This is a genomic window from Mycolicibacterium arenosum, from assembly GCF_024320865.1.
In the GTDB taxonomy this organism is placed as follows: Bacteria; Actinomycetota; Actinomycetes; order Mycobacteriales; family Mycobacteriaceae; genus Mycobacterium; species Mycobacterium arenosum.
Genome location: NZ_JANDBD010000006.1, coordinates 12,700 through 32,259 on the forward strand (window position 1 = coordinate 12,700; position 19,560 = coordinate 32,259).

Below are 19,560 nucleotides of genomic sequence, written 5' to 3' on the forward strand. Positions count from 1 at the left end.
ATGGCGGACCTGAGCGAGGAGGGCGCGCCGTTCGGCCGCTATCGCCTGATCGCCCCGCTGGGCAAGGGCGGGATGGGTCAGGTCTTCCGCGCCTACGACACCGAGACCGACCGCGTCGTGGCGGTGAAGGTCCTGCCGCCGCAGCTCGCGCTCGACGCGAAGTTCAAGGAGCGCTTCCGCCGGGAGGCGCACGCGGCGGCCCGGCTGAGCGAGCCGCACGTCGTGCCGATCCACCACTACGGCGAGATCGACGGGCAGCTGTACGTGGACATGCGGCTCATCGAGGGAGAGGACCTCGGCCAGATCCTGCGCCGGACCCACCACTTCGGCATCGAGCAGAAGCGCGCCGTCACGCTCGTCGGGCAGGTCGCCGAGGCCCTGCACGCCGCGCACCGCGCCGGGCTGGTGCACCGCGACGTGAAGCCGTCGAACATCCTGGTGACCGACACCGACTTCGCGTATCTCATCGACTTCGGCATCGTGCGCGCCTCGGAGGAGGAGACGCTCACCGCCAGCGGCATGACGATGGGCACCGTCTCCTACATGGCGCCCGAGCAGTTCACCTCGGGGGTGGCCGACGTGCGCTCGGATGTGTATGCGCTGACGTGCGTGCTGTTCGAAGCGCTCACCGGGCGCGTGCCGTTCCCCGGCGATCTCAAGAAGAAGAGCTCGGCTCACGTCAACGATCCGCCTCCGCAGCCGTCACGTGAAAGGCGGGGTGTGACACCGGCTTTGGACGCGGTGATCGCCCGCGGCATGGCGAAGGACCCGGATCGGCGCTACCAGAGCACGATCGAACTGGCCGACGCCGCGCGGGCGGCGCTGCGCGCGCCTGTCCCCGAATCGACGGAGACACTGCGGCCGGCGCCGCTGCCCCCGGCCCCGCCGACCCGGCCCGCTCCCATTCAGCCGCGCCTCGATGCGCAGCGCACCGACCACCTGCCGCCGCGGGTTCCGCAGCGCGGGCCCGCGGCACCGCACGTGCCGTACTACCCGATGCGGCCGCCGCGTCCGCCGTGGTGGCAGAGCAGGGCCGCGGCCCTCGTGGTCGTGCTGATCGCCGTTATCGCGGTGGTGGTGGCCGTCATCGTGGTCGCCACCTCGGGGTCGTCGGACGACGACGACCGGCGCGTCGACAGCCCTCGCACCGGCCAGGCGGGGCCGTCGGTGCCGCTGCAGTCGGGGAGGCAGACGACGCTGCCGTTCGACTACGGAACGTTGATGAACGTCGCGGTCGGTCCGGACAACACCGTCTACGTCGGCAGCATCCTGGCGTACTTCGAGTTGCCCGAACGCGCCACGACGCCGACGGCCGTGCGCCTGGCCGACGACACGTCGCCGACCGCGATGTCCGTGTACGACGACATGCTGTACATGCTGAACCTGGACGGAACCGTCAGGGTCATCGCGCCGGGCGCGAACAGGGGGACGACGCTGCCGTTCGAGACGATGAAGCAACCCGGCGGGATGGCGGTCGACGGCGACGGCACCGTGTACGTCACGGACACGATCAACGACCGCATTCTGATGCTCGAGGACGGCGCCAGTGAATCCGTCGAGATGCGCGTGGAGGGTCTGTCGCGGCCGGGCGCCATGGCGGCCGACCCCGCCGGGAACCTCTACGTCATGCAGCAGACCGGCATCGTGCGCGTCGCTGCGGGAGCCGAGGAGGCCACCGCCGTCGAGGGCGGACCGCCCGCCACCAACATCGCCTGCGACAGGGCGGGCAACCTGTACGTGGTCGACGGCCTCGCAGGGTCCGTGACGCGCCTGACAGTGGCCACCGGCGAATGGGACGAGTTGCCGTTCGAGAATCTGGAGTCCCCATACAACATCGCGGTCGGTGACGACGGCAGCGTCTACGTCGTCGACAAGCTCGAATCGTTGATCAGGCTCGAAGCCGAGTAGCCGCTACGCGCCGGGGCCGACGTTGCCCGCGGGCCTGGTGCGCAGATCGTGGACGTATTCGGCTGGTGCACCGGCGATTTCGGCGGCGTCGGCCATCACGCCGAGGTAGCGCGCGGAAGGAATGCCACCCTCCCAGGCGTCGACCACGTAGAGCCAGGCGAGCACGGGCTCGGTGTCGGTGTCCGACGACAACCGGTGCACGCGGCAGCGGATCTTCTTGTGGAAGCCGAGCTCGGAGCCCTCCCAGCGGTCGAGGTTGGCCTCGTCCTCCTTGGTCATGTCGTAGAGCACGACGAAGACCTTCTCGTCGGGATCCTCGACGAGCGTGGCGAGCGCGCCCTCCCAGCCGATGTCGGCGCCTCCGAAGGTCAGCCGCCACCCGTACAGCCACCCCGTGCCCGCCATCGGCGAATGGGGTGCACGCTGCAGCATCTGCTCCGGATGCATGTTCGATCCGTAGGCGGCGTAGATCGGCACGGGGGCAAGCCTAAGGGGTGGCTCGGGGAGTGCGCGCCCAACCGGCGGGTTAGGTAGGTCACCAGCGACTAGGTTATGTGGCGTGGTTACGCGCATCGTCATCATCGGCGGCGGTCCCGCCGGTTACGAGGCGGCTCTCGTCGCCGCCGGCAGGGGACCCGCCGTCGCGCAGGTCACCGTCGTCGACTCGGACGGCATAGGCGGTGCGTGCGTGCTGTGGGATTGCGTGCCGTCCAAGACGTTCATCGCGTCGACCGGGGTGCGCACCGAGCTGCGCCGGGCCAACGGCCTGGGCTTCGACATCGCGATCGAGGACGCCAAGATCTCGCTGGAGCAGATTCACAACCGGGTCAAGACGCTCGCGAGGTCGCAGTCCGCGGACATCGGCAGCAACCTGCTGCGCGAGGGCGTGACCGTGGTGGCGGGCCGCGGTGAGCTGGTCGACGACGTGCCGGGGATGGCGCACCACCGGGTGAAGGTCACCACGGCCGACGGCAAGATCGGTGTGCTGAAGGCCGACGTCGTGCTGATCGCGACGGGTGCCAGCCCGCGGGTGCTGCCCAACGCCGCACCGGACGGGGAGCGCATCCTCAACTGGCGTCAGCTCTACGATCTCACCGAGTTGCCCGAGCATCTGGTCATCGTCGGCTCCGGCGTCACGGGCGCGGAGTTCTGCAGCGCCTACACCGAGCTGGGCGTCAAGGTGACGGTGGTGGCGAGCCGAGACCAGATCCTGCCGCACGAGGACTCCGACGCCGCCGCTGTGCTGGAGGAGGCCTTCGCCGAGCGCGGCGTCTCGCTGGTCAAGAACGCCCGCGCCGACTCGGTGACCCGAACCGAGACCGGCGTGGTGGTGAAGATGGCCGACGGTCGCAGCGTGGAGGGCAGCCACGCGCTGATGACGGTCGGTTCGGTGCCGAACACGTCGGGCTTGGGGCTGGAGAGGGTCGGCATCGAGCTCGGGCCGGGCAATTACCTTTCGGTGGACCGGGTTTCGCGCACCGCGGCGCCCGGCATCTACGCCGCGGGTGACTGCACGGGCCTGCTGCCGCTGGCGTCCGTCGCCGCGATGCAGGGCCGCATCGCGATGTACCACGCGCTCGGTGAGGGTGTGACGCCGATCCGCCTGCGCACGGTGGCCGCCGCGGTGTTCACCAGGCCGGAGATCGCGGCGGTCGGCGTTCCGCAGACCATGATCGACAAGGGTGAGATACCGGCCCGCACCTTGATGCTGCCGCTCACCACCAACGCGCGCGCGAAGATGTCGTTGCTGCGGCGCGGCTTCGTCAAGATCTTCTGCCGTCCGGCGACTGGTGTGGTGATCGGCGGCGTCGTAGTCGCGCCGATCGCCTCGGAACTGATCCTGCCCATCGCGCTCGCCGTGCAGAACAACCTGACGGTGACCGATCTGGCGCAGACGCTGTCGGTGTATCCGTCGCTGTCCGGGTCGACCGTCGAGGCCGCGCGGAGACTCATGGCGCACGACGATCTGGAGTAATGCGGCTAACCTGGATGCGTACTGACGAGTAACAAGGAGATCCCAGGACCGTGAGCGAAGCTGGCGAGCGAACCATCCGCCCGGTCGATCCGATCCCCGGTCCGGGTAACGGGCAGACCCTTCTGGGGCCCCACCAGCGCGCCACCGCCTGGCAGCGGCTGGGCAGCGAGCAGTTCGACGTCGTGGTGATCGGCGGCGGCGTGGTCGGCGCGGGGGCGGCCCTGGACGCGGCGACGCGCGGGCTGAAGGTCGCGCTCGTCGAGGCGCGAGATTTCGCGTCGGGTACGTCGAGCCGCTCGTCAAAGATGTTCCACGGCGGGCTGCGGTACCTCGAGCAGTTGGAGTTCGGCCTGGTACGCGAGGCGCTGCACGAACGTGAGCTTTCGCTGACGACGCTGGCACCGCATCTGGTCAAGCCGCTGCCGTTCCTCTTCCCGTTGACGAAACGACTGTGGGAGCGACCCTACGTCGCGGCGGGCATCTTCCTCTACGACCAGCTTGGCGGCGCGAAATCCGTTCCCGCGCAGAAGCATCTGTTCAAGGCGGGGGCGCTGCGGCTGGCGCCGGGACTCAAGCGGAGCTCGCTGATCGGCGGAATCCGGTACTACGACACGGTCGTCGACGACGCCCGGCACACCATGACCGTCGCGCGCACCGCCGCGCACTACGGCGCCGTGGTGCGCACCTCGACGCAGGTGGTCGCACTGCTGCGCGAGGGCGACCGGGTCACCGGCGTGCGGGTGCGCGACTCCGAGGACGGTGCCGTCACCGACGTGAAGGGCCACGTCGTGGTCAACGCGACGGGTGTGTGGACCGATGAGATCCAGGCGCTGTCCAAGCAGCGCGGGCGGTTCCGGGTTCGGGCATCCAAGGGCGTGCACATCGTGGTTCCGCGCGACCGCGTGGTCAGCGAGGTCGCGATCATCCTGCGTACCGAGAAGTCGGTGCTGTTCGTCATCCCGTGGGGCACGCACTGGATCATCGGCACCACCGACACCGACTGGAACCTCGACCTCGCGCACCCGGCGGCGACGAAGGCCGACATCGACTACATCCTGAAGACCGTGAACACGGTGCTGGCGACGCCGTTGACGCACGACGACATCGACGGGGTGTACGCCGGTCTGCGCCCGCTGCTGGCGGGGGAGAGCGAGTCGACGTCCAAGCTGTCGCGCGAGCACGCCGTCGCTGTGCCCGCGCCGGGGTTGGTGGCGATCGCGGGCGGCAAGTACACCACCTACCGCGTGATGGGTGAGGACGCCATCGACGCGGCGGCGGAGTTCGTGCCGACGCGGGTGGCGCCGTCGATCACCGAGAAGGTGCCGCTGATGGGCGCCGACGGATACTTCGCGTTGGTCAATCAGACCCAGCACGTCGGCAAGCACTACGGTCTGCACCCCTACCGGGTCCGACATCTGTTGGACCGCTACGGTTCTCAGATCGGCGAGGTGCTGGACATGGCCGAAGCCGATCCGGAACTGCTGACCCCGATCACCGACGCGCCGGTCTACCTGAAGGTGGAGGCGCTGTACGCGGTAGCGGCCGAAGGCGCCCTGCATCTCGAGGACATCCTGGCGCGGCGCATGCGCATCTCGATCGAGTACCCGCACCGCGGGGTCGACTGCGCCCACGAGGTCGCCGAAATCGTTGCGCCCGTGCTGGGTTGGAGCGCCACCGACATCGACCGCGAGGTCGACACCTACCTGGCGCGCGTCGAGGCCGAGGTGATGAGCCAGTCTCAGGCCGACGACGAGTCGGCCGATGCACTGCGTGCCGCCGCCCCCGAGGCGCGGGCCGAGATCCTGGAACCGGTGCCGCTGAAGTGACGTTGCCGGTGCCGCCTGGCTTCGAGGGCATCGGGCCGACGCGGGTACGTCTGCGCGGGGGCGCGGTTCTGGTCGAGATGGCCTCGCGCTTCGGCGAGGGAGCTGCCGCCAAAGTGCTTGCGGGCGAGGTGTACTGCGCTGACGGTACCGCGGTGACCGCGTCGACCGTGTTGCCGCCGTTCTCCCACGTGTGGCTGTATCGCGACCTGCCCGACGAGGTCGAGGTCCCGTTCGACGTTCCGGTGCTGTATCGCGACGACGACATCGTGGTGGTCGACAAGCCGCACTTCCTGGCGACGATGCCGCGCGGCGGACACGTCGCCCAAACCGCGCTGGTGCGGCTACGGCGATCTCTTGAGCTGCCGGAGTTGTCGCCCGCGCATCGGCTGGACCGGCTGACGGCGGGGGTGCTGCTGTTCACGGTGCGCCCGGAGGTACGCGGCGCCTATCAGACGATGTTCGCCCGCGGCGGCGTGCGCAAGACGTATCTCGCGCGGGCTGCGATGTCTGCTCTGGAGTTTCCGCGTGTGGTGAAGAGCCGGATCATCAAGCAGCGTGGTCGGTTACAGGCATATGAGGAGCCAGGTGAGCCGAACGCCGAGACGTACGTGGAGTATGTCGGCGACGGTCTCTACCGGCTGGCTCCGCGGACGGGGCGGACGCATCAGCTGCGGGTGCACATGGCGTCTCTGGGGTTGCCCATTCTCGGCGACCCGCTGTACCCCGACGTCATCGAGGTGGCGCCCGACGACTTCTCGACACCGCTGCAGTTGTTGGCGCAGCGGTTGGAGTTCGATGATCCGGTGAGTGGGGTGAAGCGGGTGTTCGAGAGTGGGCGAGTGTTCTAAAGGACGCTCACGGTATTGAGGTCGATGACCGTAACCGTGTCGCTGAGGAAGTGGAAGACGTACAGCGTGCCTCCGACGATCCCCATGGCCGCCGGTGCGTCGCTGACAGTCAACGGCTGGTCACCAGGGAGGGATCCGTTTGTGTCGACGACGGTGTTGGTGTCGGTGTTGATCACCGTCACGGTGTCGTCCACGAAATTGCTGACGTAGAGCCGGTTGCCGCGGATCGCCATGTACGTCGGTTCCTGGCCGACGGGGACGGTATCGACGACGGTGTTGGTGTCGGTGTTGATCACCGTCACCGTGTCGCCTGAGATATTGGTGACGTAGAGCCGGTTACCGCGGGCCAGCAGCTGAAACGGATTCTGTCCCAAGGGAATGCTGTCAATCACGGTGTTGCTCACCGTGTCGATAACCTTCACGGAACCGTTACCACCAGAGCCGGCGAAGTCGGCGATATAGAGGCGGCTGCCGACGACCTCGTTGTCGAACACCATGTGCGGGCCCGCGCCGAGACCGATCGGCTGGTCGCCCGGAGTGCTGCCATCGGTGTCGATGACCGAGTAGTCGTCGGTGTTGACGACCGTGACGGTACCGGCGGAATTACTGATGTAGAGCCGATTGCCGCTAACCGATAGGCCGGACGGCATGCCTCCAGCGTTGGTGATGGTGTGTATCACGGTGTTGGTGTCGGTATCGATCACCGTCACCGAGTTCCCGACTGAGTTCGCAACGTACACCCGAGATCCACTGGCGGCCAGGGCGTAGGGCGAGGCGCCGACGGTGATGTTCTGGACGCCGTTCGTCGCCGCGTCCGAGTCGACGATGGTGTTCGTCGTCGCATCGATAACGGTTACCGTGTCGTCGTCATTGTTTGCGACGTAAATGCGACCCTCGTGAGCCAATGCCGCGAATGGACTGGCGCCGACGTAGCTGATCGGGGTCGTTGCCGCGACACCGTCGTCTGCGGCACCGGCGAGGTAGATGACCGTCACGGTGCCCGCCGAGGTGTTCGAGACGTAGGCGCGGGTGCCGTCGGGAGTCAGCGCGAGCGCCAGTGGATTGGCTACCGCCACCGCGTCCAGACCTGCCGTCGTCGGGTTGGTATCGATCACCTGGTAACGGGTGGGGCTGCCGGGTGCGATGTCGATGACCGTCATCGTGCTTCCCAGCGAGTTCACGAGATACGCGCGGGTGCCGTCCGCGTTGAGCTTGATGCCGACCGGGGCGTCGCCGACGGGGATGTTGACTCCCGCTGCGGCGCCGTTGGTGTCGAGAATCTGGTACTGAGTCGGACTGCCGGGCTGGATGTCGAGCACGGTCACGGAATCGAGATTCGTGTTGGTGATGTACGCGCGGGTTCCGTCTGGCGAGATCGCAATGCCGTTCGGGTTGGCGCTGGGTGAGAGTGCGATGTTGTTGCCGGCCGCCGCCCCGTTGGCGTCGATGACCTGATAACGGGTGGGACTCGCGGCGTCTACGTTGATGACCGTTACGGTCGTGCTGGTGATGCTGGTGACGAACAGGCGCTTTCCATCAGGCGTGATCGCGACTGCGTACGGTCCGGTTCCCACCGGAACGTTGTCGATGCCGCCAGTCGACGGATCGACGTCTACCACCTTGTTGTAATTGACGCTGGTCGGATCGATGTCGATCACCGAGACCGTGTGGCTGCCCGCGTTCACAACGTACGCGCGGGTGCCATCGGGGCTGATCGCGATCTCTCGCGGTGTGTTGCCCACCGGGATGTTCGTCACGCCGTTGGCCGCGTTGCCGTCCGTGTCGATCGCTCGATACCGGTTGGGGCTGCCCGGCGCGATGTCGACGACGGACACCGAAGCGCTGTTTCCGTTGGTGACGTAGAGCCGCGTGCCATCGGGCGTGATCGCCGCGTACGCGGGACCGTTACCGACCGCGATGTTCTGAACGCCGGGGGTGACGAGGTTCGTGTCGACCACCTGGTTGTACGTCGGACTGGTGGGGTCGATGTCGATCACCGTGACGGTAGTGCCGGTCAGGTTGGCGACGTAGGCACGTTCTCCGTCGGCGCTGATGGCGATGCCGACGGGGTAACCCCCTGTCGCGATCGTGCCACCGTTTGCGGCCGCGAGCGGGCTGATCGTCACGCTGACCGGCGTCGTCACATCGGGGGCGACGCCGTCCGATACGGTGACGGTGATGCTGTCGACGTCGGGGTCAACGGCGGTGTTGTACGCATTGACCCTGGCTTGCGGGCTAGGCGTGTAAACCGCTGTGTACGTGTAGGTCTGGGCGATCGGGTCGTAGGTGGGCCCGGTAACGGCCCCCACGCTTCCCGTTCCGTTCGCCGGCGGCGAGAGCGTGATGGTTTGCGCGTCGCCGACGTCGGGGTCGGTGACCACCACGGTGATCGTCACCTTACCGGTGGTGTTGTCGGTGCTCGTGCTGGTGACAACGGTCGGTGCGTCGTTGACGGGGGCGACGGAGATGTTCACGGTGGCAGTCGGATCGACCGTGGTCGGATCCCCGTCGTCGAGGGTGTAGGTGAAGGAGTCGGGGCCGTTGTAATCGGCCGCAGGGGTGTACTTGACAGTGCCGTCCGCGTTGACGCTTGCGGTTCCGTTAGATGGGCCGTCGACAACGCTGACGTTTGAGGCGGGAATGGAACCTTCGGCGTCGGAGTCGTCGCCCAGTACGTTGATGTCGACTGGGGTGTCCTCGTCCGTTGTGACGGCGTCATTGTCCGCGACGGGTGCGCCGTCGTTGACGGGGGTGACGGTGATGGTGACGGTGGCGGTGTTGGAGAGTGCGCCGGTGGTGTCCTCGACGGTGTAGGTGAAGGTGTCGGTGAGGGTTTCGGTTCCGTTGTGGGTGTAGGTGATGACGCCGGTGACGGGGTCGACGGTGACGGTGCCGTTGGCGGGTGGGGTCACCACGACCACCGAGGTGGGGTCGAGGGTGGTGTTGCCGTCGGGGTCGGTGTCGCCGGTCAGGACGTCGATGGCGACGGTGCCGCCTTCGGCGACGGTGGCGGCGTCGTCGTCGGCGACGGGTGGCCCGATGTTGTCCTCCACCGCGTTCACCGTGATCGTGACGGTCGCGACGTCCTGGTGGCCGAGGTTGAACAGGCCCCGGAGGATCCCGTGGAAATGCGGAAGGGAATCGGTGTCGACAACCGCGTACTGGAACGAGTCGACGCCGTTGAAGTCCGCGTCGGGAGTGTAGGTGAACGTGCCGTCGGGATTGAGTACGACGCTGCCGTTGGCGGGTTGGGTGTAGTCGGATATCGCGAGGCCGTCTTCGTCGAAGTCGGTGTCGTTGGCCAGCGCATCGATGGTGACCGCTGCGTCCTCGCTCGTGGTGACCGAGTTGTCGACGGCATGCGGTGTCTGGTTCCAGAGCGTGCGCTGGATCTCGCGTCGCACCCACGCCAGGACCGCCCATAGGACCGGTGGCTGCGGTGGCAGCACGGGCCCCGGCGCGAGGAAGGGTGCGAGGACGCCGATGGCGACCGTGGCCGCCAACCGCAGAGCCACCCCCGGTACCGTGAGCAGTCCCGCAAGGAGGCTGGGCTGTTCGGGTTCGATGATGTTGGGCTGTGGCGCGATCAATGTCGAGAAGCTTTGAGTCGCAGCGGCATCGGGTTGGAAGGTCGTGAGTCGCGCCCCGGCGTCCGCAGGCGTGTTACGGCCGTCGTTGATGACGGTCAGCTCCCCGAGGTCGTTCTGCGGATCGTTGTGTTCGGGCTTGACGGGTCTGTTCGGTTGCTCGGTGGTGGGGGTCGGCGCGGTGTTGCCAGTCGGCGCGGCGGGCTCCGCCGGCGGAGCGGGTGCAGCCGGGGTCTCAGCCGGGCCAGTGTCGGGCGGTGTTGTCAGCGTGGAGGTTTCGCCGATCGAGCCGACGATCGTCGTGGTCCCGCCCGTCGTGGGGGTTTCGTCGTCTTCGCCGTGTTCGCCCTCGAGGTAGCCCCCGGAGGAATCGACGTTCATCTCCGGGACCACGCTGCCGCCCGGATTCTCAGCCGGCATCGGGTTGCCGTCGGTGGGTTCACCGTTGACGGTCACGACCGGTGCCGAATCGGGTTCGGTCTGCGCCGTGCCGGGGCCGTCGTCGGGCTGCACGTCGCCGGGCTGCTCGCCTGCCGGAGACTCCTGATTGGTGTCGTCCGCATGCGCGATCGGCACGCCGTGGCCGGTCGCGACCGCGGCGCCGACGCCTAGCGCGACCGCCAGCGCCCCTATTCGACCGACGAAGCGTGCGTATCCCGAACGGTCGGCGGCCAAGGGTACGGCGGTCAGGGTGAAGGTTGGATACACCGCCTGCCGAACGCATCCGCGCTGCGTTCTGCGAGTGATTCGAATGTGATGATTCCGTGCAGCAGCCATCGTTGGCCCCCCCAGTTCTGCCTCACCGCCCCGAGCCCACCGGACGGTCTCAGCGAACTATAGAACTAAACATCACTCGAAGGCGAGCAATGCTGGGAAAAAGCTGAAAAATAAACTCCAGAGCCGCATCTACTGGCTTGGTCACCGCAAGAACGGTCATTCTGGCGTGAGGGGCGTGGCGCAGTGGCGAATATTGTCACGCGCGAAGGTCCGGGTGATCGACGGACGATCTTCAGTCTTACGTCAGTGCCCGATCGGTTACCGCGATGTGAGCGCGCGGGGCTTAGGCCACTAATTCGTCCTCGCCCGCATCGGAGTCCCCTACCGGTACGACGTGGAACAGGTAGGTCGAGGTGCCGTCGGCGTTGACCACCTCGGTGGTCATGTAGAACTTCGTGCGGTCCGTGTTGTAAGTGAAACTGTAGGGTGTGCCGGTCATCGTCACGGGATTGCCGACCAGCGTCGACGTCGTCGAGTCGACGGTGTGGAAAAGCGTCGTGGTGGTGCCGTCGTCGGCCGTGGAACTGATGAACGTCAGGTAGCGGGTGCTCTGATAGCCGTAGGCCCAATCGGTTTCGGTGCCGGTCAACACGATCGGCGTTCCGACGACGCTTCCGGTCGCCAGGTCGACGACGGTGAGGTGGGTGATCGGGCCGGACGGCGAGATCACCAGCGTGGACTGAATCGCGTTGGTGCTCGGCCAGAGCGTGCGCAGCGAGTAGCCGCTCTGAGGGGCGCCGTCGGTCTCGACGAAGCTCAGTTGGCCGGTGGTGCGGTCGAGGAAGATCATCCTCGTGGCCGTCACCGTGCCGTCCGGACCGTACTGAGCGGTACGCATGATGAGATTCCCGCTGAGGCCGTCTTCGCCGCCGGGCCCTCCGCCGCCCCAGTAGTTGTACACGGGCCCACCGCCGACTTCGACCACTCCGTCGCCCAGCGCGGTTGCGGTGGCCAGATCGATGGCCACGTAACGGGTTCTGCTGTCCGCCGGATCAGCCGATTCGTCGCTGTAGTACGTGCCATCGACGGTGAACACGTGAAGCGTGCCGCCGTCCGCGCTGTAGATCGGTGAACCCGACCAGTAGCCTTTGATCACCACGGGGTTCATGCTGCCGTCGACGGTGAACAGCGTCTCCAGGGTCGACGGGTCGGAGTCGCCGCGGGTGGACACCTCGATGGTGTGGCCGGTGGGTGATCGGTACGTGTTCGAGGTGGTGTTCGTGACCGCGCTGTCACCCGTCAGCGTGTCGATCACGACCTGCCGGTACACGTATTCCGACGACGTGTGGTCGGTGGCCGTCAGGATGAGTTGAGATTCGTCATCGCTCAGCCTGGGCGACCGATACTCCGGTGTGCCGCTGAGCACGACGGGCGCGCCGAGGACTTCGCCGGTGCCGGTGTCGATGATCGCGGCGGTGGCCTGCCTGGTGCCGTCGGTGGCGGGTGAGACGGCGACGAGGATGAGCCGACTCCGGTCGGTCAGCCATGTCTGGGTGTCGAAGTAGCCGTATTCGGCCGGGGCGGTGAAAGACGTTCCCGCGGTGCCGGTATCGATGTTGTAGGCAACGAAGCTCGCGGTGTGTGCCTGCCTGTCGCCGATCGTGACGAAGGCGAGGGTTCCGTCGTCGTTGAACTCGACGTTGGCATCCTGCTGGTCCAGATCGAGATCGATCACGGGTCCGATGAGTGCACCGGTCTCACTGTCGAACGTCGCGATGCCGGCCGCCCTGGAGAACGACGAACTCCAGTTCGGCCCGTAGATGGTCACTTGGTCGGTGGCGGTGACGTGGACGCGTCCGGCCTCGTCGTTGAAGTCGGCGTAGTAGTAGTTGTCGTCCCCCGAGATCGTTGCGGGCGCACCGAGGAGGGTGCCGTGCAGCCCGTCGATGAGGCCGACCTGTCGCACGGACACGGGCGTCTGGGTCGCGGGGTCGATCTCGTAGGTTGCCGTCGAGTACACCACCCGGCTGCCGTCGCCGTTGAAACGCAGGCCGGTGTAGTAGCTGCTGTAGCTGCCGTCGATCGACAACGGCGTGTTGACCAGAGTGCCGGTGTCCGTATCGATGACACCGATCGTGGTGTCCCACTGCGCGTTCGGTTGGTCGTACGCGTTCATGATCAGATACGCTCGCGACATTCCGTCCTGCTGGGTCGTCACGTAATCGCCTGCGATTTCGATCGGCGTTCCGACGACGCTGCCGTCCACGGCGTTGAGCACGGTGAACGTCGCCGAGGGCGAGGTGCCGGAGGAACTCGAGGTGAGGTAGACGCGGGTCGCGTCGTCGTTGCGACTGAGGTAGCTGAAGGTCTTCCCGGCCAGGGTGGCGTCTCCGATTCGCGCACCGGTTTCGACGTCGACGATACGCAACTGGTTCGTCACCGACCCATAGGCGTTGCGACCGCGGAGGAAGAGCCGTTTCCCGTCGGCGCTGAAGTCGAACTCGGCGGGTAGATAGCCGTTGACGACGGTCGGGTCGCCGAGGACGACGCCGTTGTCGGTGTCGATCACCACTACGGACGTGGTGTAGTCGTAGTTCTGCGTATAGCTTCGCGCGGTGAAGTACCCGCGGTTCCCGATGAAGCGAATGGCCCCGTCGTAGCCGCTGTAGTAGCCGTCGAGCGCCGTCGGCTGACCGACCTGGTTGCCGGTCTCCGCGTCGACGATCACGAGCGTCGCGTGCGCCGTATCGGAGTACCCGCGGTTCGTCACCAGATAGGCGTATCCGCCGACCACCCGCAGGTCCGAGTAGTTGCCGCTGTCGACGTCGACGCGCTGGCCCACGGGGTCACCGGTCTCGACGTCGACGGTCGTCAGCGAGGTGACGGAGGTGGTGTTCGCGTAGTGCTGGGTGACGACGAAGGCTCGAGTTCCGGCCTCGTTGAACACGGCTGAACCGGAGAGGTAGCCGGGTGCGGTCGCGGTCTCCCCGAGAACTCGGCCCGTGGCCGTGTCGACCACCGTCACCGTCGTGGTGTCGGTGTAATCCTCGCTCCTGTCGGAGGAGACGAGGATCGCGCGACTCCGGTCGGCGTTGTAGGCCGGCTGGTAGTACAGGTTTCCTCGTAGTGAGATCGGTTCACCGACAACGGCTCCCGTGGCCGTGTCGAGGACGGTGAACGTACGGTCACCGCTTCCGGTCTCCGGGGTCGACACTAGGAAGGCCCTGCCGTAGTCCGCGGTGAAGTCGATCCGCTGGAAAGGTGTGTCTCCAACCACGTCGTCGCCCAGTGCGGTGCCGGTCTCGACGTCGACGATCCGCAGTTTGGCCGGGACGGTCGTGTAGTAGCCCTCCCGTGCGATGAGCAGCACCCGCTTGCCGTCGTCCGTCGACCGGATCTCGAGGTAGGCGTCGGTGCCGTCGGCGGTGAGCGAGACGGGTTGGCCGACGGTCGATCCGGTCGCCAAGTCGACGACGGTGATGGTCGCCGTGTCGTAATCGGATGAGTAGCCGCGGAAGACGGCCCGCGTCCAGTCGTCGCTGAACCCCGGATAGGCGCTTCCGGCGATGGCCAGCCGCTCACCGACGACGGTGCCGGTGGTGGCGTCCACGATGACGAAGTCGGTGGCGCCGCTGCCGTTCTGGCCGAAGAGGTACACCCGGGTCTCGTCGTCGTTGTAGGTCGGATACAGGTAGCTGCCGGACAGTGTCACCGGGGCGCCGAGGAGGGCACCGCTGCGCGCGTCGAGGACGGCGTATGTGGATGTGTAAACGTCGTTCTCGTAGCTGCGTGCGGTGACGAATGCGCGCGTGCCGTCGTCGCTGAACTGCAGAGAGGTCGAATACGGTTGGCCGCTCAGCGAAATCGGGGCTCCGGCCTCGGTGCCGGTCGAGGGATCGATGACCTGAATGGCCGTCGACCGGGCGCCGGTCACGGGATCGGTCACCTCGCTGAACTGGAACACGCGGCTACCGTCGGGAGTCGTCTCCAGGTACGTCGGCCTGCCGGCCAACATGATCGGATCGCCCAGGACGCCGTCATCCCACGTGGGGGCGACGGTCACCAGCACGTCGGCGGTGGCGGTCCGGCCGGAAGCGTCGGTTGCCGTGAAGGTCAGGGTGAGCTGGTCGACACCCGGCGTGGTGACGGCTGCATCGCGTGCGACGGCGCCCGGGGTGAAGCTGTACGTCGCTGTGGTGACGCCGTTTTCGGTCAGGGTGGCAACGGGAGCCAGGGTCGCAGCGGTCACGACGGGCGGGGCGATCGTCACGGCACCACCGTCGGCGGCGCTGGCGACGACGGTAACGGTGAGGTTGCCGGTTACCGCATCGGGCGCGGTCGCCGATGTGGTGACACGGGGAGCGTCGTCGACGGCGGTGACCGTGATCGACACGGTGGCGCTCGAGGTGTGCCCAGTGCCCTGGCCGTGGAGATGCCACGGACCTGTTTCGTCGGAGACGGTGTAGGTGAAGGTGTCGACGCCGCTGAAACCCCGCTCGGGTGTGTACGTGAAGGTACCGCCGGGGTTCAGCGTCACCTGGCCGTTGGCCGGCTGACTGTAGCTCGTCACCGTCAGCACGTCGCCGGCGGCCGTATCGGGATCGGTGTCATTCGCGAGTACCGGGATGGTCACCTCCGTGTCCTCGGCCGTGGTGATGGAATCTGCTATGGCGGTGGGGCTTTGGTTGGAGAACGTGCGCTGTAGCTCGCGCTGCACCCAACCCAGCACGGCGAACAGCATCAGCGGTGGAGGTGGGGTTGACGGACCGGGGGCGAACAGCGACGCCAGGAACGTCGTCGCTGCGGTGGTGATGATGTTGGCGACGGCGATCGGTGCCGCCAAGAGCGTGTGAATGGGATTCGGTGGCTGCGGCGCCGACGGCGCGGCGGTGGCGGCCGTCAGCGTCCGGTCGGCGGACTCGGTCGTGCGGACCGCGGAGAAACTACCGGCGGGGACGTCGTCGCCGATGTCGCGGACGCCGGCATCGGCCTTGCCGACCGGCTGTGCGGTGGAATCGGGTTGTCCGACAGGCTGCTTGGCACTCGCGGCTGGCTGCGTTTGCGGTTGTGCCTTCGGCACTGCCGGTGGTGGCGGTGCCGGCGTCGGGCTCGGCGGGGCCGGCGGTGTCGGATCACCCGACGGCCCGGCGGGTGCCTGCGTCGGCGGTTGTCCGATCGTTCCGTTGATGGTGGTCGACGCTCCACCCCGGGAACGACACTCCGGGCAGCGGCCCCGACGGGCGGTGCGTCGGCGTCTTCGTCACCGCTCCCGGCGGTGGCACGGTGCCCGAGATGAACGTCGACGCCCCGCTCAGAGGTTCACCGTTGATGACGACCGTCGGTGTCTGCGTATCGGCGCCCGCACCGGGCGGGTCGTCGACCTCTCCGCCCTGAGGCGCAGCGGGCTGGTTGTCAGCCGGCTGATCGGCGGGTGGGTTCTCGGTCGTGTCATCGGCACGTGCAATGGGCACGCCGGTGCCGGTGGCCACGGCGGCGCCGACACCCAGTGCGACTGCGAGAGCGCCGACTCGGCCGATGAACCGCGCGTAGTGCGGCATCGGCGTCGAGGCGGGCACCGAGCCCACTGTGAACGTCGGATACACCGCCTGCGAGTCGCAGGCGCGAGCGGCCCTGCGGTGCTTACGGGCACGACGATTGAAGGCAGTAGCCATGAGATCCCCCCAGATCTCTCTCCCCTCAGCCTCAACGCTGAGGGTCCCCCCACGGGATGAGCAAACTATAGGAGCGGTTACGGCGGAAAGGGAAGCGCTTTCCGCCGACTTTCGCTAAACGAGTAGTGGACTACCTGCGTGCCTGCGCGCGGACATCCACAGATTGTGGAGTTCTCGGAAACGGGTGTTCTGCGAACCTGCCGGGCGCACGATTGATGGATGACCGGCCGCCTGGAGCCCACCGCCGAACAACTCGCCACGCTCGCGGCTCGGCCGCCCGACCTGCCCGTCGTGATGGTCAACCTGCTGACGTTCACGCAGGACGGCGGCCGCCAGCGCTATCTCCGGTACGCCGAGGAGGTGGTGCCGCACCTGCAGCGCGTCGGCGCGACCATTCACTACGCGGGCACGGCGCCGACCACCGTGATCGGGGACGGCGAGCAGCCCGGCTGGGACGCCATCCTCATCGTCGAATACCCTACGCCGCAGGCCTTTCTGGACATGATCGGCGATCCGGAGTACCTCAAGGTGCACGAGCATCGCGCGGCGGCGCTGGAGCACGGCGACCTCATCGCCACGTCAATGTGGACGCTGGCCGACTGACTCCCCTGTCGCCGGAATAGCATTCCTGGTCGTCATTCGACACGGTTGACAGCCGTCAACGCTGTTCCGGCGGAGTTCTAGACTCCCCGCATGGATCGCGCCGGCTTCGACAGCCTCTTCGACATGTCCGATCGCACCGTCATCGTGACGGGCGGCACCCGCGGCATCGGGCTCGCGCTCGCCGAGGGCTTCGTGCTGGCGGGTGCACGCGTCGTCGTCGCCAGCCGCAAGGCCGACGCCTGCGACGCGGCGGCCGCCCACCTGCGCGGTCTGGGCGGGCAGGCGATCGGCGTACCGGTCCATGCGGGTGACATCGAGGGGTTCGACGCGCTCGTCGCCCGCACGGTCGAGGAGTTCGGCGGTATCGACGTCCTGGTGAACAACGCCGCCAACGCTCTCGCGCAACCGCTGGGCGGCATGACCGTAGAGGCGTGGGCGAAGTCCAACGAGGTCAACGTCCGCGGCCCCGTCTTCCTGGTGCAGGCGGCCCTGCCGCACCTGAAGCAGAGCAAGCACGCCGCCGTGCTCAACATGGTGTCCGTCGGCGCGTTCAACTTCGCGGCGACGATGTCGATCTACGCCGCGGGCAAGGCGGCGCTGATGTCGTTCACCCGGTCGATGGCCGCCGAGTTCGCGCCCGCCGGCATCCGCGTCAACGCGCTCGCGCCGGGACCCGTCGACACCGACATGATGCGCAACAATCCGGACGAGGCGATCACGCACATGGTCGGCGGCACGCTGATGAAGCGGCTCGCCTCACCCGACGAGATGGTCGGTGCGGCGCTGCTGTTGTGTTCGGACGCAGGCAGTTACATGACGGGGACGGTCGTGATCGTCGACGGCGGCGGCACGCCGCGTTAATCGATCAGAACCCGTCAGCTCTTCCTCCGATTGGCGAAAGCGGCGGCGGCCGCACGCATCTCACCGCTGGTCGACGCCAGGATCTGGCTGCGGTTCTCGACGTGCAGCGCCGCCTCGATACCCGATGCGTGCAGGTTCGTCCACAGCACTTGTTTGGTGGACTCGACGCCGAATTTGCCGTAGCCGCAGAGGGTCTCGGCGATCGCCACGGCGTCATCGAGGACCGATCCCTCTGACAGCCGCGACACCAGCCCGATGCGGAGCGCCTCGTCGGCCTCGACGGTGCGCGCGGTCAGGATCAGGTCGAACGCCTGCCCCGCGCCGACGATCGGCGGCAGGGTGTAACTCACGCCGATGTCGCAGCCACCCAGTCCGAGTTTGATGAACTGCGTACAGAACCGGGCGTTCGTCGACGCGATTCGGATGTCGGATGCCAGCGCCAGCGCGAAGCCACCGCCGTAGGCCGGTCCGTTGACGGCGGCGATCACCGGCTGACGCAGTCGGATCAGCTTCGTCGTGAGATCGGCGATGCGTTCCTGCCAGCGCATGCCCGCCCGCGGCATCCCCAGTGTCGAGGCGTCGATCGGGGAGGGCGCCGTCAGGTCCAGACCCGAGCAGAAGCCTCGTCCCGCGCCGGTCAGCACGACGACTCGGCACTCGTCGTCGCGGCCGATGTCGTCGAGTGCGCCGTGCAGGTCCTCGACCAGGTCGCGGTCGAGCGCGTTGAGCTTCTCCGGGCGGTTCAACGTGATGACGCTGATATCCGGACGCGGGCGGCTGATGTCGAGGTGCGACATGCAGCCGACCCTAGCCTCAGTCGCTGCTGTGCCAGCCCGCCATGCCGACGATGATCATCCGCAACTGCTTGACCGCGGTTCGGCGGATCTCCTCGATCGCCGCGGGGTCGTTGGCGTCTTCTATCGCCTCGGCGATCGAGATCATCGCGTTCACGATCAGCGTCGCGAGGATGTTGAGGTCCTCGGCGCTCCAGGTGTTGAGTCCGGGGAACCGTGCCAGGTCGATGGCCAGTTCGGACGTGATGAGCCGGATCTCGGTGCGGATGGCGTAGCGGAGTACGGTCACGCCGCTGTTGCGCTCGCGGCCGATGAAGCGCCAGTGCTCGCGCCGTTCGTTGACGCCGGCGATCAGGATGTCGACCGACGACTCGATGAACCGGTTCGGGTCGAGCTTGCCCGCACGGGCGCCGCGCAGCATGTCGCGTAAGGACCGGAACGACTCGTCGATGAGCACCAGTCCCAAGGCGTCCATCGACTCGAAGTGCCGATAGAACGCCGCGGGCACGATCCCCGCCTCGCGGGTGACCTCGCGCAGGCTCAGGGCGCTGAAGCTCTGCTCCTCGAGCAGATGCAGGGCGGCGTCGACGATCGCGCGGCGAGTGACCTCTTTGCGCTCCTCGCGCGTCATTCCGTCCTTGGGCCGCGACGAGCGCGACGAGTCCCTGGAACGCGTCGAGTGTGATCTAGGAGTACGACTGTTCACCGTTTGTGAAACCTACCACAACCTGGCGAAAACCATTGACCATCAGGACGTCGAGGGCGGATG

General features: G+C 67.2%; 12 protein-coding genes. 6 read left to right on the forward strand and 6 right to left on the reverse strand.

The annotated features are described in order from the left end of the window. Window positions 1-1,908: a serine/threonine-protein kinase gene (locus NM203_RS15365; RefSeq protein ID WP_255060881.1), complete on the forward strand. Its 1,908-nt coding sequence runs from the start codon at window positions 1-3 to the stop codon at window positions 1,906-1,908. Window positions 1,909-1,911: 3 nt separating this feature from the next. On the opposite strand, the gene NM203_RS15370 is transcribed toward NM203_RS15365, so the two are convergent. Beyond that, window positions 1,912-2,385 (reverse strand): gamma-glutamylcyclotransferase family protein, encoded by a 474-nt coding sequence (locus NM203_RS15370; protein WP_255060882.1) that lies wholly within the window; start codon window positions 2,383-2,385, stop codon window positions 1,912-1,914. Window positions 2,386-2,467: 82 nt separating this feature from the next. On the opposite strand from NM203_RS15370, the gene NM203_RS15375 reads away from it, so the two are divergent. The 3 genes from NM203_RS15375 (at window position 2,468) to NM203_RS15385 (ending at window position 6,557) form a co-directional block, all read left to right on the forward strand. Then, window positions 2,468-3,883 (forward strand): NAD(P)H-quinone dehydrogenase, encoded by a 1,416-nt coding sequence (locus NM203_RS15375; protein WP_255060883.1) that lies wholly within the window; start codon window positions 2,468-2,470, stop codon window positions 3,881-3,883. A 50-nt stretch (window positions 3,884-3,933) separates the two neighbouring features. Beyond that, window positions 3,934-5,709, forward strand: a complete 1,776-nt coding sequence (gene glpD / locus NM203_RS15380) for a glycerol-3-phosphate dehydrogenase (RefSeq protein ID WP_255060884.1) — start codon at window positions 3,934-3,936, stop codon at window positions 5,707-5,709. A 77-nt stretch (window positions 5,710-5,786) separates the two neighbouring features. Next, on the forward strand, window positions 5,787-6,557 hold the full coding sequence (locus NM203_RS15385) for a pseudouridine synthase (protein WP_255061226.1): 771 nt from the start codon (window positions 5,787-5,789) through the stop codon (window positions 6,555-6,557). Here the strand turns inward: NM203_RS15385 and NM203_RS15390 are convergent. From NM203_RS15390 to NM203_RS15400, 3 genes are all read right to left on the reverse strand, one after another. Continuing rightward, window positions 6,554-10,852, reverse strand: a complete 4,299-nt coding sequence (locus tag NM203_RS15390; RefSeq protein ID WP_255060885.1) for a tandem-95 repeat protein — start codon at window positions 10,850-10,852, stop codon at window positions 6,554-6,556. The two genes, NM203_RS15385 and NM203_RS15390, sit on opposite strands and share 4 nt — an antisense overlap. Before the next feature lie 352 nt (window positions 10,853-11,204). Continuing rightward, a complete protein-coding gene (locus NM203_RS15395) occupies window positions 11,205-15,941 on the reverse strand; it encodes a cadherin-like domain-containing protein (RefSeq protein ID WP_255060887.1) in 4,737 nt (1,578 codons plus the stop codon). Window positions 15,942-15,993: 52 nt separating this feature from the next. Then, entirely contained in the window at window positions 15,994-16,533 is a 540-nt protein-coding gene (locus NM203_RS15400; protein ID WP_255060888.1) for a hypothetical protein, read from the reverse strand. A 219-nt stretch (window positions 16,534-16,752) separates the two neighbouring features. On the opposite strand from NM203_RS15400, the gene NM203_RS15405 reads away from it, so the two are divergent. After that, complete coding sequence (locus NM203_RS15405; RefSeq protein ID WP_255060889.1) at window positions 16,753-17,136, forward strand: DUF1330 domain-containing protein; 384 nt, start codon at window positions 16,753-16,755, stop codon at window positions 17,134-17,136. Window positions 17,137-17,226: 90 nt separating this feature from the next. After that, a complete protein-coding gene (locus NM203_RS15410) occupies window positions 17,227-17,997 on the forward strand; it encodes an SDR family NAD(P)-dependent oxidoreductase (protein WP_255060891.1) in 771 nt (256 codons plus the stop codon). 14 nt (window positions 17,998-18,011) lie between these two features. On the opposite strand, the gene NM203_RS15415 is transcribed toward NM203_RS15410, so the two are convergent. Beyond that, window positions 18,012-18,794 carry an enoyl-CoA hydratase/isomerase family protein gene (locus tag NM203_RS15415; RefSeq protein ID WP_255060892.1) on the reverse strand — a complete coding sequence of 261 codons (783 nt, stop codon included), beginning with the start codon at window positions 18,792-18,794 and terminating at the stop codon, window positions 18,012-18,014. Window positions 18,795-18,810: 16 nt separating this feature from the next. Continuing rightward, window positions 18,811-19,497: a TetR family transcriptional regulator gene (locus NM203_RS15420; protein ID WP_255060894.1), complete on the reverse strand. Its 687-nt coding sequence runs from the start codon at window positions 19,495-19,497 to the stop codon at window positions 18,811-18,813. Window positions 19,498-19,560: the final 63 nt, after the last annotated feature.

Bases quoted from the DNA above. Each gene is read 5' to 3' on its own strand.
- NM203_RS15410 (WP_255060891.1), top strand. From the start codon at position 17,227: ATGGATCGCGCCGGCTTCGACAGCCTCTTCGACATGTCCGATCGCACC.
- NM203_RS15405 (WP_255060889.1), top strand. From the start codon at position 16,753: ATGACCGGCCGCCTGGAGCCCACCGCCGAACAACTCGCCACGCTCGCG.
- NM203_RS15400 (WP_255060888.1), bottom strand. From the start codon at position 16,533: ATGGCTACTGCCTTCAATCGTCGTGCCCGTAAGCACCGCAGGGCCGCT.
- NM203_RS15385 (WP_255061226.1), top strand. From the start codon at position 5,787: ATGGCCTCGCGCTTCGGCGAGGGAGCTGCCGCCAAAGTGCTTGCGGGC.
- NM203_RS15415 (WP_255060892.1), bottom strand. From the start codon at position 18,794: ATGTCGCACCTCGACATCAGCCGCCCGCGTCCGGATATCAGCGTCATC.
- NM203_RS15365 (WP_255060881.1), top strand. From the start codon at position 1: ATGGCGGACCTGAGCGAGGAGGGCGCGCCGTTCGGCCGCTATCGCCTG.